Origin of the sequence: Massilia sp. DWR3-1-1 (assembly GCF_049898325.1) — a bacterium.
Lineage (GTDB): Bacteria > Pseudomonadota > Gammaproteobacteria > Burkholderiales > Burkholderiaceae_D > JAFCUW01.
On sequence record NZ_JAFCXL010000001.1, the window covers coordinates 330,890 to 343,211 of the forward strand.

At 64.3% G+C, this 12,322-nt stretch carries 13 protein-coding genes and 1 tRNA gene; 5 read left to right on the forward strand and 9 right to left on the reverse strand.

The features are described from left to right. Positions 1-124: 124 nt before the first annotated feature. Both ACP7EY_RS01580 and ACP7EY_RS01585 read left to right on the forward strand, forming a co-directional pair. On the forward strand, positions 125-883 hold the full coding sequence (locus ACP7EY_RS01580; protein WP_426189759.1) for a YoaK family protein: 759 nt from the start codon (positions 125-127) through the stop codon (positions 881-883). Between the two features lie 37 nt (positions 884-920). Continuing rightward, complete coding sequence (locus tag ACP7EY_RS01585; protein ID WP_426189761.1) at positions 921-1,193, forward strand: YkgJ family cysteine cluster protein; 273 nt, start codon at positions 921-923, stop codon at positions 1,191-1,193. A gap of 17 nt (positions 1,194-1,210) precedes the next feature. Here the strand turns inward: ACP7EY_RS01585 and ACP7EY_RS01590 are convergent, their stop codons facing one another. Further along, positions 1,211-2,176, reverse strand: a complete 966-nt coding sequence (locus ACP7EY_RS01590) for a sterol desaturase family protein (RefSeq protein WP_426189763.1) — start codon at positions 2,174-2,176, stop codon at positions 1,211-1,213. Positions 2,177-2,404: 228 nt separating this feature from the next. On the opposite strand from ACP7EY_RS01590, the gene ACP7EY_RS01595 reads away from it, so the two are divergent. Together ACP7EY_RS01595 and recQ are read left to right on the forward strand one after the other, a co-directional pair. Next, the gene (locus tag ACP7EY_RS01595; RefSeq protein ID WP_426189765.1) at positions 2,405-3,235 is read left to right on the forward strand and encodes an undecaprenyl-diphosphate phosphatase; all 831 of its coding nucleotides are present in this window, start codon (positions 2,405-2,407) and stop codon (positions 3,233-3,235) included. Positions 3,236-3,266: 31 nt separating this feature from the next. Beyond that, positions 3,267-5,111: a DNA helicase RecQ gene (recQ, locus tag ACP7EY_RS01600; RefSeq protein WP_426189767.1), complete on the forward strand. Its 1,845-nt coding sequence runs from the start codon at positions 3,267-3,269 to the stop codon at positions 5,109-5,111. Between the two features lie 170 nt (positions 5,112-5,281). On the opposite strand, the gene ACP7EY_RS01605 is transcribed toward recQ, so the two are convergent. The 3 genes from ACP7EY_RS01605 to trmB form a co-directional block, all read right to left on the reverse strand. Further along, positions 5,282-5,677 carry a hypothetical protein gene (locus ACP7EY_RS01605; RefSeq protein WP_426189769.1) on the reverse strand — a complete coding sequence of 132 codons (396 nt, stop codon included), beginning with the start codon at positions 5,675-5,677 and terminating at the stop codon, positions 5,282-5,284. Continuing rightward, entirely contained in the window at positions 5,674-6,012 is a 339-nt protein-coding gene (locus ACP7EY_RS01610) for an autorepressor SdpR family transcription factor (RefSeq protein WP_426189771.1), read from the reverse strand. The genes ACP7EY_RS01605 and ACP7EY_RS01610 overlap by 4 nt, the downstream gene beginning before the upstream one ends. A gap of 83 nt (positions 6,013-6,095) precedes the next feature. Continuing rightward, the gene (trmB, locus tag ACP7EY_RS01615; protein ID WP_426190036.1) at positions 6,096-6,791 is read right to left on the reverse strand and encodes a tRNA (guanosine(46)-N7)-methyltransferase TrmB; all 696 of its coding nucleotides are present in this window, start codon (positions 6,789-6,791) and stop codon (positions 6,096-6,098) included. A gap of 219 nt (positions 6,792-7,010) precedes the next feature. Here trmB and ACP7EY_RS01620 point away from each other — a divergent pair, with 219 nt between their 5' ends. Next, positions 7,011-9,002, forward strand: coding sequence for a PhoX family protein (locus ACP7EY_RS01620; RefSeq protein ID WP_426189773.1), 1,992 nt, complete (start codon positions 7,011-7,013; stop codon positions 9,000-9,002). Positions 9,003-9,111: 109 nt separating this feature from the next. Here the strand turns inward: ACP7EY_RS01620 and ACP7EY_RS01625 are convergent, their stop codons facing one another. The 5 genes from ACP7EY_RS01625 to ACP7EY_RS01645 all read right to left on the reverse strand — a co-directional run bounded on the left by ACP7EY_RS01625 (position 9,112) and on the right by ACP7EY_RS01645 (position 12,312). After that, positions 9,112-10,335 (reverse strand): methyltransferase, encoded by a 1,224-nt coding sequence (locus tag ACP7EY_RS01625; protein ID WP_426189775.1) that lies wholly within the window; start codon positions 10,333-10,335, stop codon positions 9,112-9,114. A 33-nt stretch (positions 10,336-10,368) separates the two neighbouring features. Beyond that, positions 10,369-10,761: a membrane protein insertion efficiency factor YidD gene (gene yidD / locus ACP7EY_RS01630; RefSeq protein ID WP_426189777.1), complete on the reverse strand. Its 393-nt coding sequence runs from the start codon at positions 10,759-10,761 to the stop codon at positions 10,369-10,371. A gap of 68 nt (positions 10,762-10,829) precedes the next feature. Continuing rightward, a tRNA-Gly gene (locus ACP7EY_RS01635) sits at positions 10,830-10,903 on the reverse strand. Between the two features lie 92 nt (positions 10,904-10,995). Further along, a complete protein-coding gene (gene cynS / locus ACP7EY_RS01640; RefSeq protein ID WP_426189779.1) occupies positions 10,996-11,439 on the reverse strand; it encodes a cyanase in 444 nt (147 codons plus the stop codon). 33 nt (positions 11,440-11,472) lie between these two features. Further along, the gene (locus tag ACP7EY_RS01645) at positions 11,473-12,312 is read right to left on the reverse strand and encodes an ABC transporter ATP-binding protein (protein WP_426190038.1); all 840 of its coding nucleotides are present in this window, start codon (positions 12,310-12,312) and stop codon (positions 11,473-11,475) included. Positions 12,313-12,322: the final 10 nt, after the last annotated feature.

Sequence of the window (12,322 nt, forward strand, 5' to 3'; positions counted from 1 at the left end):
GCAAACCCTGGGGGCGCTGGCCGGGCGCGCGTCGTACGTGCCTCACAACAACGTATTGCGGCCGACTTCCGGTCTGCCGGCGCGCCGGGGCGGTATGATGGTTTCGAACCATCGAGGAGAGTCCATGCCCGTCCAATTTGCCCGAACCCTGACCGGCGCCCTGCGCGCCCAGCGCGCCAACCGGCAACTGGGGCTGGTGCTGGCCTTCATTGCCGGCGCCATCAATGCGGGCGGCTTTCTGGCCGTGCACCAGTACACCTCGCACATGACGGGCATCGTCTCGGCCCTTGCCGACAACGCCGTGCTGGGCCACACGGGCGCCATCCCCGCCGGCCTGGCCGCGCTGGCCGCCTTCGTCGGCGGCGCCGCCTGTTCGGCACTGATGATCAACTTCGCCCGGCGCCGCCAGTTGCACAGTCAATACGCGCTGCCCCTGCTGTTCGAAGCGGTGCTGCTCTTGTGCTTCGGTGTGGCGGGCGCGCAACTAAATAGCGCGGACCCGCTGCACCTGCTGATGACCATTATGTTGCTGTGCTTCATCATGGGATTGCAAAACGCCGTGATCACCAAATTGTCGGGCGCGGAAATCCGCACCACCCACATCACGGGCATCGTCACCGACATCGGCATCGAGCTGGGCCGCATGGCCTACTGGCATTCGGGCAGGCACGTGCAATTGCCGCCCGTGCGCGCCGACCGCGCCCACCTGCTCCTGTTGCTGGGTCTGGCAGGCTGCTTCGTCGGCGGCGCCTTTACGGGCGCTTACGGCTTCCGCTTCGCCGGCTACGCCATGACGGTGCCGCTGGCCTTGCTGTTGCTGGCGCTGGCGAGCGTGCCCATGTATGACGATGTGCGCGCGCGCCGCACGCGCCAGCCGTCCTGACGGCTATACTGGCGCCTCTTTCTCCGCAGCGTGCCGCATGTCGCTCCCCTCCCCACCCGCCTGCCGTCCCGACTGCGGCGCCTGCTGCACGGCGCCGTCGATCACCAGCCCGATTCCCGGCATGCCGCAGGGTAAGCCGGCTGGCGTGCGCTGCATCCAGTTAGGGGACGACAATCTGTGCCGCATTTTTGGCAGACCGGAGCGGCCCGCCTTTTGCGGTGGCTTGCAGCCGTCGACGGAGATGTGCGGCACCAGTCGCGTGTATGCGATGCACTGGCTGGCGGACCTGGAACGCGCTACCGCCCCCTGAACCGTGCCGGCGCGGCGTTACAGGACGCGCGGGGCGTCCTGGGCGCCGGCCGGCGCGGACGCATCGATGCGTTCCACCGTCCACGTGTGGATCGGCTGGTGGCCGGGCCGGCGCCAGCCCGGTGGCTTCCACAGGTGCTGCAGGCGCTGCCAGACGGGCCCCGGCGCGGCGACGTCGCGCAGCATGTCGACCAGTTCGTGCACATTGAGAATCAGGAAATTGGTGGAGCGGATCTGCTCGGTGATGCCGTACTCGACTTTTTCCACTTCCGCCGCGTAGGTGCCGAACAGGCGGTCGAAAATGATCAGCACGCCGCCGTAGTTCTTGTCGATGTAGCGGGGGTTGCGGCCGTGGTGCACGCGGTGGTTCGATGGCGTGTCGAACCACGCTTCATACCAGGCGGGCAACTTGCCGATGGCGTCCGTGTGGACGAAATACTGGTACACCAGGTCGACCGCGAGCATGAACATCACCACCGCCGGCGGCACCCCCAGCAGCACCGGCGGCACATAAAACACAAACGTGCCGACCAGCACGTTCAGGACGCTCTGGCGGGCGGCGGTGGTGAAATTCATGGTTTCGCCGCTGTGGTGGGGCACATGGGCGGCCCACCACCAGCGCACCCGGTGCGAACTGCGGTGGAACCAGTAATAGCAAAATTCCACCATCACGAAAATGGGCAGCACGGTCCAGCCATTGACGGGGATGTCGAACAGGCGATGCTGGTACACCCATGAAAAAATCGCCCCCGTGGCCAGCAGCCAGGCCAGCGCTTCAGCCAACTGATAGGCGCTGCCGAGCGCGACGTTGGCGATAATTTCTTTCCAGCGGAAACAATCCTGCTGGCCACGGCGCCGCGCGCCGGCATACTCGACCACGAAGGCGAGCAGGAACAGGGGCGTCATGCCAACCAGTAACACCTGCTTCCAATCCACATTATTGCCCAGCAGCCCCACCAGCCAGGCGTGTGCCCCATCGATCATGGTCGTCGTCTCCGTGTGCGGCGCGCCCTGCCTGCGTGACGGTTTCTGATGGCGCCATTGATGATACCGCGTCGCCGCAGGTGCGCAAACCCCGGCCATGACGGGGCGGCCATGCGCTCACGGGGGCCCCGCTCGTGGTAAGCTTCGGCCCGGTTCCCGCTGCCTGCAAGACACACTACACCGTAGCGTCTCCTGCCCCATCCTCATTCACTCCCTACGAATACATACATGGATCTCATTCTCGCGCTCAAAGCCATCGTTATGGGCCTGGTCGAAGGTTTCACCGAATTCCTGCCGATTTCGTCCACTGGCCACCTGATTCTTGCCGGTAGCCTGCTCAATTTCGTCGACGAACGCGCCAAGGTGTTCGATATCGCCATCCAGGCCGGCGCCATTCTTGCCGTGATGTGGGAGTTTCGCGCGCGTATCGGCGCCGTCCTGACGGGCCTGGGCGAGCGCAAGCAGCAGAAATTTGTGCTTAACCTGATCGTCGCCTTCCTGCCGGCCGCCGTGCTGGGCCTGTTTTTCAGCAAGATGATCAAGGCGCACCTGTTCGCGCCCGTGCCGGTGGCGCTGGCCTTCATCGTTGGCGGCCTGATCATCCTGTGGGTGGAAAAGCGCAACAAGCAGCGCGGCAATGTCGCCCGCATCGATTCGGTCGACGACATGACGGTGCTGGACGCCCTCAAGGTCGGCTGCGCCCAGGCGTTTGCCCTCATTCCCGGCACCAGCCGCTCCGGCGCCACCATCATCGGCGGCATGATGCTGGGCCTGTCGCGCAAGGCAGCCACGGAATTCTCGTTCTTCCTCGCCATTCCCACCCTGCTGGCGGCGACCGTGTACTCGGTCTACAAGGAACGCGCCCTGCTGTCGATGGCCGATCTGCCCCTGTTCGGCCTGGGCGGCTTTGCCGCATTCGTGTCCGCTTTCCTGTGCGTGCGCTGGCTGCTGCGGTATATCAGTTCGCATGACTTCACCGTCTTCGCCTGGTACCGTATCGCCTTCGGCATTGTTATCATCGCCAGTGCGCATTACGGGTGGGTCCAATGGGTCGAGTAAGGGTTTGAACAACACTATGAGCAGGGGCGCAGTGAACGACACAGCAAGCGGCACCGTGACCGAACTGGGCGCGCGCGCCCTCGAGATCCTCGACACCGTGTTCGGCTACCCGGCGTTCCGGGGACAGCAGGCCGACATCGTCGAACACGTCGCCAGCGGCGGCGACGCCCTGGTGCTGATGCCGACGGGCGGCGGCAAGTCGCTGTGCTACCAGATTCCCGCGCTGCTGCGCGACGGCGTCGGCGTGGTCGTCTCGCCCCTGATCGCGCTCATGCAGGACCAGGTCGACGCCCTCGCCGAGGTGGGCGTGCGCGCCGCCTTCCTGAACTCGACCCAGACCTACGAAGAGTCGATGCGCATCGAGCGCCTGGTGCGCACGGGCGGCATCGACCTGGTCTACGTGGCGCCCGAACGCCTGATGACGCCGCGCTGCCTGGAGCTGTTCGAAGCGTCCAACATCGCCCTGTTCGCCATCGACGAGGCCCACTGCGTCTCGCAATGGGGGCACGATTTCCGCCCCGAATACATCAAGCTGTCGATCCTGCACGAGCGTTTCCCCAACGTGCCGCGCATCGCCCTGACCGCCACCGCCGACCACCAGACCCGCGCCGAAATCGCCCTGCGCCTGCAACTGGGCGAGGCCCGCCAGTTCGTCTCCTCGTTCGATCGCCCGAACATCCGCTACCAGATCGTGGAAAAGGCGAATGGCCGCAAGCAATTGCTCGACTTTATCAGCACCGAGCACGCGGGCGACGCCGGCATCGTGTACTGCCTGTCGCGCAAAAAAGTCGAAGAGACCGCCGAATTCCTCAACGAAAACGGCATCCGCGCCCTGCCCTATCACGCCGGCATGGAATACGCCAAGCGCAGCGCCAACCAGGCAAAGTTTCTGCGCGAAGAACACATCGTGATGGTCGCCACCATCGCCTTCGGCATGGGCATCGACAAGCCCGACGTGCGCTTCGTCTGCCACCTCGACCTGCCCAAGAGCATCGAAGGCTATTACCAGGAAACCGGACGGGGCGGCCGCGACGGCATGCCCGCCTCGGCCTGGATGGCCTACGGCTTGCAGGACGTGGTGCTGCAGCGGCGCATGATCGACGAATCCGACGCTGACGACAGCTTCAAGCGGGTGCTGTCGATGAAGCTCGACGCCATGCTGGGCCTGTGCGAAACCCTCACCTGCCGGCGCGTGCGCCTGCTCGAGTATTTCGGCGAGCGGGCCACCCCGTGCGGCAATTGCGATACCTGCCTGATCCCGCCCGTGTCCTTCGACGGCACCGTGCCCGTGCAAAAACTGTTGTCGACCATTTACCGGGTCGACCAGCGCTTTGCCGCCGGCCACGTGATCGACGTGCTGCGCGGCGCGTCGTCCGAGCGCATCAGCCAGTGGCACCACGATGCGCTGTCCGTGTACGGCATCGGCGCCGAGCGCACCGAGCAGGAGTGGCGCGCCATCTTGCGCCAGACCATCGCCCTGGGCCTGGTCACGGTCGACCATGAAGTCTACAGCTCGCTCAAACTGACCGACGCGGCCCGGCCCGTGCTCAAAGGGGGCCAGCAAGTGCAGTTGCGCCAGTACCAGAAGCCCGTCAAGCAAAAACGGGCGGCGGGCACGGCCGCCAAGCCGCACCTGGAAATGGAACTGTCGAAATCGGAGCAGGCCATTTTCGAGAAGCTGCGCTGGTGGCGCGTGGAAACGGCGCGCGCGCACGGGGTGCCGGCCTACGTCATCTTCGTCGACGCCACCCTGCGCGAAATCGCCAAGGTCAAGCCCTCGTCGATCGACGACTTGCGCGGCGTGACGGGCGTCGGCGAGAAGAAACTGGTGTCGTATGGCGACGAGATTGTTGCCATCATTAACGAGATGGCGTAGACCATCAAACAAAAGTACAACCCTACTTTTGTTTGATGTAGTCAGATAAAAAAGCCCCCCGGCAGAGCCGGGGGGCTTTTTCAGTATACGCAAACCCGATGCGGATCATGGTTCGCAACGGGGGCGGTGCTGGCGTGGGGCGCGCGCGCAAGGCGGGAGCGCAGGTACGATCAGCGCGGCAGCAGCGCGCGCAGGTAGCGCAGCACCACCATGCTGAACGGCACGCCCAGCAGCACCAAGCCGATGATGGCGGCGTGGGTGATGGGGGCGAACAGCCAGGCACCCATGTAGCCGAGGCCACCGAGTACCAGCGCCCAACCGGTGAACCGGCGCAGGCGCTGCGCCGTCGCCGCGCTGCAAGCGGAGGTCAAGGGCGCGAGGATTTTTGGCGCGCTGTTGGCGTACATGACCACCAGCGCGCCCATCATGATACCGAGCACCCGCGTGGCGCAATCGACGCTGACATACGCCGGCGACGCGCTGTTGAGGGCGTATGTCGCCAGCAGCAGGGCAGCGGCGATCAACAGGCCGCGCAGCAGGTGCGCGCGTTCGTGGATGGTGGTCATGGCTTCTCCCAGGGGGTGAGGGTAGGCGGTGGCGGGGGTGATGCGGGGGATCGTACTGGAACGGCTGCGCGCTGCACCTGCAGGCCGAATACGGCGGCAAAGCCCAGCAAGGCTTCTTCGAGCACCGACATTTTCAGGCGATAGACAATCGCGCGGCCCTGCTTGTCCGCCTCGATCAGCCCCGCCTCGGCCAGCACGGCAAAGTGGGCCGACATGGTCGGCTTCGAGACCTCGAAGTGGGCCGCGAGCTCACCCGCGCCCAGCGGACCGGCCTGCAACAACTGCAGCACGGTGCGGCGGGTGGGGTCGGACAGGGCTTTGAAGACAGTGTTCATAAATTCGATTATTAGCTAATCATCGAACTATGTCAAGGCCGTTTTGCGCTCGTGACAGGCCCGGCAAACGCGGGCCGGTGCGTTTATTCGATCGGCTTGGCCGCTTTGACAAACACCAGATCCCACACCCCGTGCCCCAGCTTGATGCCACGGTTTTCGAACTTGGTCAGGGGCCGGTAGGCCGGTTGCGGGGCGTAGCCCTCGGCGCTGTTTTGCAGCAGCGGCTCGCTGCCCAGCACCTCGAGCATTTGCACGGCGTAGTCTTCCCAGTCGGTGGCGCAGTGCAGGTAGCCGCCCGGCGCGAGCTTCTCGGCCAGCAGCTTGACGAACGGCGTTTGCAGCAGGCGGCGCTTGTTGTGGCGCGCCTTGTGCCACGGGTCCGGAAAGAACACGTGCACGCCCGCCAGGGAATCGTCCGGGATCATCTGATTGAGCACTTCGACGGCATCGTGCTGGATCAGGCGCAGATTGCGCAGTCCCTCTTCGCCGATCTGCTTGAGCAGGCTGCCCACACCCGGGGTATGGACTTCGACGCCAATAAAATCCGTCTCCGGCATGGCCTTGGCGATGTGCGAAGTGGTGGCGCCCATGCCGAAGCCGATCTCGAGCACCACGGGGGCGCTGCGGCCGAAGGCAGCGGCAAATTCGAGCGGCGCCTTGCGGTATTCGATCAGGAACTGCGGCCCCAGTTCTTCGAGCGCGCGCGCCTGGGCGACCGACAGGCGGCCGGCGCGGGTGACGAAGCTGCGGATGCGGTGTTCGGCGGGATCGTACAGCATGGCGCGGCCGTTGCCGTTGGGAGGGATTTCTGAGGACATGGGGATGGCAAGGAGAGAGTCGAATTCGGCCGCCATTATATCGCACGCGCGAGCGGGCAAATCGGCCTCGCCGGCCGCGGCAGCTTCGTCATCGTCCTGACACAAACCTTGGCTACACTGCGGCCACCTGGAACGCCTGGCGCTCCCGACCCCATCCCCGTCAACCCTGGAGTGTGAACCATGAACCCCGTTACCGATCTCTCGCGCCGCCGCCTGTTGCAACTGTTTGGCGCCGCCCCCCTGCTGCCGCTGGCAGGCCTGTCCTCGGCCGCGCTGCTGGCCGGTTGCGGTGGCAGCAGCGACGGCGTCGCCGCCGTTGTCCCGGCAGTACCACCGGTGGCAACGCCGCCAGCGTTTGCCAGCGTCAGCTTCAGCGGCATGGCCGCGCCCACCCTGGCCAATCCGGCCGCCATGGCCACCACCTCGGTGGGCTCGACCATGACCGCCACCTTCTTCGACATGTCGAAGATCGACTACAAGCTGGCCTATCAGCCCTTCTTCATTTCGGGCGACCTGGTGGCCAACGGCAGCGGCGGCACCATCCTGGCCGGCGGTTATTTCGACATCAACAACCAGCCCATCATCGACACCACCGTGCCGGGCAAGAACCGCCAGTATTTTTCCGATTCGCCCGACGGCACCTCGCTGCTGACGGTGCCGAACGCCAAGGTGGCCGGGGTCAAGGGCAACACCGTGTTCGCCGTGGTGCAGTTCGAATACGCCACCTGGGCGCAGGATGGCGTGACGGGCATGTACGGCAATCTGCCGTCCCCCATCGCCGTGCTCACGCTCGACCAGGACGTCACCACGGGCAAACTGACCCTGGTCAAATACCACAACGTCGACACTTCGTCCGTCAACGGCCTGTGGATTACCTGCGGCGCCAGCCTGTCGCCATGGGGCACCCACCTGTCGAGCGAAGAGTACGAGCCGAACGCCTTCACGGCCGCCACCGAGACCCAGTTCAAAACCTACAGCAAGAACCTGTACGGCAGCGAAACGGCCGCCAACCCGTACAACTACGGCCACCTGCCGGAAGTGACGGTCAATGCCGACGGCACCGCGTCGATCAAGAAGCACTACTGCATGGGCCGCATCTCGCACGAACTGGTGCAAGTGATGCCGGACAACCGCACCGTCATCATGGGCGACGACGCCACCAACAGCGGTTATTTCGCGTTCATTGCCGACGTCGCCAAGGACCTGTCGGCCGGTAGCCTGTACGTGGCCAAAGTGGGCGCCGGCTTCTCGCTGGACCCGGCCGCGACCACGGCCGCGCCGCTGACCTGGATCAAGCTCGGTTCGGCCTCGAGCGCCGAAATCCGCCAGCTGGCCAATACCCTCAAGGCCACCGACATCATGGACGTGCGCAGCACCGATCCGCTCGACGCCACGTTCACGAAAGTGGCCGCCAATGGCCGCATCGAGTGGATCAAGGTCAAGCCGAACATGCAGAAGGCCGCGGCGTTCCTGGAAACCCACCGTTACGCTTCGCTGGTGGGCGCCTCGATGGGGTTCACGAAAATGGAAGGCACCACCGTCAACATCCACGACAAGATCGCCTACTCAGCCCTGCAGAACTGCCAGACGTCGATGGTGGCCGGCAACGCCCTGAACGTCGTCGGCAACGGCATTTCAATTCCGAAGGCACTCAATGCGGGCGCCGTCATGATGCTCAACTTGAAGGGTGGCCAGAAGGACACGCTGGGCGCCACCATCGACAGCGAATGGATGCCGGCCGACACCAAGGCCCTGATCACGGGCGAAGACATCACCGCCGACGCGCTGGGCAACACGGCCAACCCGGCCAGGATCGCCAACCCCGACAATCTGAAATTTTCGGAGAAGATGCGCACCCTGTTCATCGGCGAAGACAGCAGCCAGCACGTCAACAACTTCCTGTGGGCCTACCACGTCGACACCAAGGTCCTCTCGCGCATCATGTCGATTCCCGCCGGCGGCGAGTCGACCGGCCTGCACGCGGTCGATGAGATCAATGGCTGGACCTACATCATGAGCAACTTCCAGCACGCGGGCGACTGGGGCGGCATCCATGGCAACGTCAAGACCACCCTCGATCCCCTGATCCGCGCCAACTACAAGGACAAGTTCGGTGCTGCGGTGGGCTACCTGACGGCGGAAGTGAGCCAGATCAAATTAAGCAAAGCGTAATTCACGCCCCCAGCTTTTTTTGACGCCAGCGCGGCCCGGGTGTCCCGTTCAAACGGGATACCCGGGCCGCGCCTGCGTTGGCAAGCCGATTGCGGCGCTGCTGGCGTGCTCAGTCAGGTCGAGGCACACGCGAGCAAGTCAGGTAGGAAATATCGAAAATCGTCGAGTGGCTGACGTGATCGATGCGCAGCCCCGCGACGGCACACAGCGCGTCGAACGCGGCGCGTGTGCGCACGCGCCCCGGTGTCCAGACACGTTGCTCGATGTTGCGTGCATGGAGGTAAGCCTGCTCCGGCAAGGCTTCGTCGACGCTACGGTCGAGCACACCTTCGATGATCACCAGGCGCGCGCTGTCGTGCATTGCTTCAGCGATTTGCCGCAGGATGGCGGCGGCATTGGCGTCATCCCAATCGTGGAGGACATGCTTGATCGTGTAGAGATCGTAGTCGGACGGAATGCTGGCGAAAATATTGGTGCCGATGAAGTGGCAGCGCTCCTGCAGCGCTAGCGCCGCGATTTTTGCATTCGCATTGTGCATATTCGATGGCTGGTCACAGACGTCTGCAAGCAGGCCCGGGTGCGACTGCGCCAATCCGCAGGCGAAACTTCCCGTTCCACCGCCGACGTCGAGCAGGCGTTGCGCGCCGCCGATATCGAGTCCCTCAACGACTACGCCGAAGTGCAACTGCTTCGTCACGCCGCCCATGAATTCGACAAACAAGGCGTTTTGTTCCGGGTCGCTGGCATACAGATCCCAGATCCGCTTTCCGTTCGCCAAAGCGAAGGCGTTATCGCCCGTTGCCAGCTGCTCGCCAAGTTTTGAAAAGGCCGGGTTCAGTTGTTCGCCCCACACCAACAGGTAAGCGCGCAGCCACGATCCGCTTTTCCCGGTCAGCGGCAAGGCCTTGCGCGCGATCGAAAATGTCGCACCATCGCGTTTCACGAACCGCACAGCGTGCGCGAACAACAGCATATCGTGCAGCATGGATGCATCGAGTCCAAGCTCGCTTGCAAGTTGCGCGGCGCTCGCCGCTTGCCGCAACAGCCGATCGAAGACGCCGGCCTTGGTCAGGACAAATAAGGTATTGGCAGTGTATGAGCTCTGGATCAGATCGAAAACATTCTGCTCGATTAAATTTTTACTCATCGGTTCCTTATCGTTGAAGCGCCCGCCGCATCGCCGGCGGCAGGTCTGGCTCGCGGACATAGTAAAACAGAACGTGATGCGCGGTCCAGCGCCGGTGGCGGCCGCCACGACAGCGCACGGACCGGCCTTGTCACCCTGTTCCAGGCGCAGCACGCCAGTGCCGGAGCCGGCGCCAGCCGTGTGCATCGACGTGTGCGTGCCTGGCTTTGCGCGCGGACATTACGGCGCGGGCCGGTTGCCACGCTGGCGCCGTGGCGGGATCACCACGGTGCCGTCATCGCGCCGTTTGCGGCGGCGCCAGTCGCACTCGGCGGCGCAGTCGAGCACATCGCAAGCGTCGCACGGCAGATCGCAACTGATGGAGCCGGCTTGCTGGCGCAAGGGCCCCGCCGGCGCGACGCGACGGGCGCGCCGGGCGGCCAGGCCGCAGCGATCGAGCCGCTGGTCGAGCACGGCGATTCCCCGCCACAGGCCAAACCGGCGGATGGCACGGTAGCCCAGCACCGAGCAGCTGGCGTGGCCCGTGTGGGCGGCATACGCGCAGCAAAAGCCCTTGTGGGGCGACAGGAAGCGCTGGTACAGGCCGATGGCGGCGAGGGCGAGGGATTTCACTGGAGACTCTGGCAGCAAATTGCCGAGCGTAGCACGGCGTGCGTGCGGGGAGAACAGGGAGAACACGATGGAGCGGGTGAAGGGAATCGAACCCTCGTCGTAAGCTTGGGAAGCTTCTGCTCTACCATTGAGCTACACCCGCGTGACCCGCATTCTACGCCGGTTCTGGCGTGCCTGACAAATTTCAGGCGCCAGGACCGCCAGTAACGTGCCGCCCCCGCCCCTAAAAGCCCATCAATACATCTTGTACGGCAAGAACTTACCCGACAAGACCACTTGCACGCGATCGCCCTTGGGATCGGCCTGGCGCTGGATATCCATGCTGAAATCGATGGCGCTCATGATGCCGTCGCCGAATTCTTCGTGGATCAATTCCTTGATCGTGGTGCCGTAGATGCTGACGATCTCGTACCAGCGGTAGATCAGCGGGTCGGTCGGCACGGCGCTGGGCAAGGAGCCTTTGTAGGGCACCACCTGCAGCCATTTCTGCTCCTCTTGATCGAGGCCGAAGATGGCGCCGATGACGACCGCCTGCGCTGCTGTAAAACTCATCTGGCCCAGGCAGGCGGCCGTGGTCCACTCCTTGCTCTGGCCGACGCGCTCGGCCACCTCCTCCCACTTGATACCCTTCGATACCTTGGCGGTGATGATTTTTTCCGTGATGTCATTGCGGTTCATGGCGGCTCCAGTAAGAAATTAAAAGTAAACGGTTTAGTCGATTGCGCCGGGATTGGCGCGCTGCATCAGGAAATCGACGATGTGGTTGCGCAAGGCGTAATAGCCGTCCTGGTGGTGCAGGCCGGCGCGCGTGCGCGTTTTTGGCAGGGGGTTGATGACGGTTTCGCCGATGCCGCCAGCCACATAGCCGTGGCCCGTCTCGGCGCCATTGCGCATCAGGACAATGCGGTCGGCCAGCAGGATCGCTTCGTCGACATCGTGGGTGATCATGAAGACGGTCTGGCCGGTGGCCCGCACAATCCCCATCAACTCGTCCTGGATGGTGCCGCGCGTGAGCGCGTCGAGGGCGCCGAACGGTTCGTCGAGCAGCAGCATCTTGGGCTCGATGGCAAACGCGCGGGCAATCCCCACGCGCTGCTTCATGCCCCCCGAGAGCTGCGAGGGCTTCTTGTCGATGGCCGCTGACAGGCCCACCATGGCCACGTACTTTTCCACCTGCGCGGCAATCTGCGCGCGCGACCAGGCGGGCCAGCGCGAGGCCACCGCAAAGGCGATATTGCGGCGCACGGTCAGCCACGGCATCAGCGCGTGGCTCTGGAACACCACGCCCCGCTCCAGGCCGGGACCGGCCACCTCGCGCCCGTCCATGAACACGTGGCCGGCGCTGGCCTGGTCCAGGCCCGCCAGCACGTTGAGAATCGTCGTCTTGCCGCAGCCGGAATGGCCGATGATGCAGACGAATTCGCCCCGCTCGAGCGTGAACGACACATCGGCAAACACGGGTTTACCGGCAATGAACGATTTGGCCAGGCCTTCGATTTTCAGCAGCACCTCGCGCTTGCGCGCGGCGCCGGCGTCCGTGGCGGCGGACATATCTGGATCG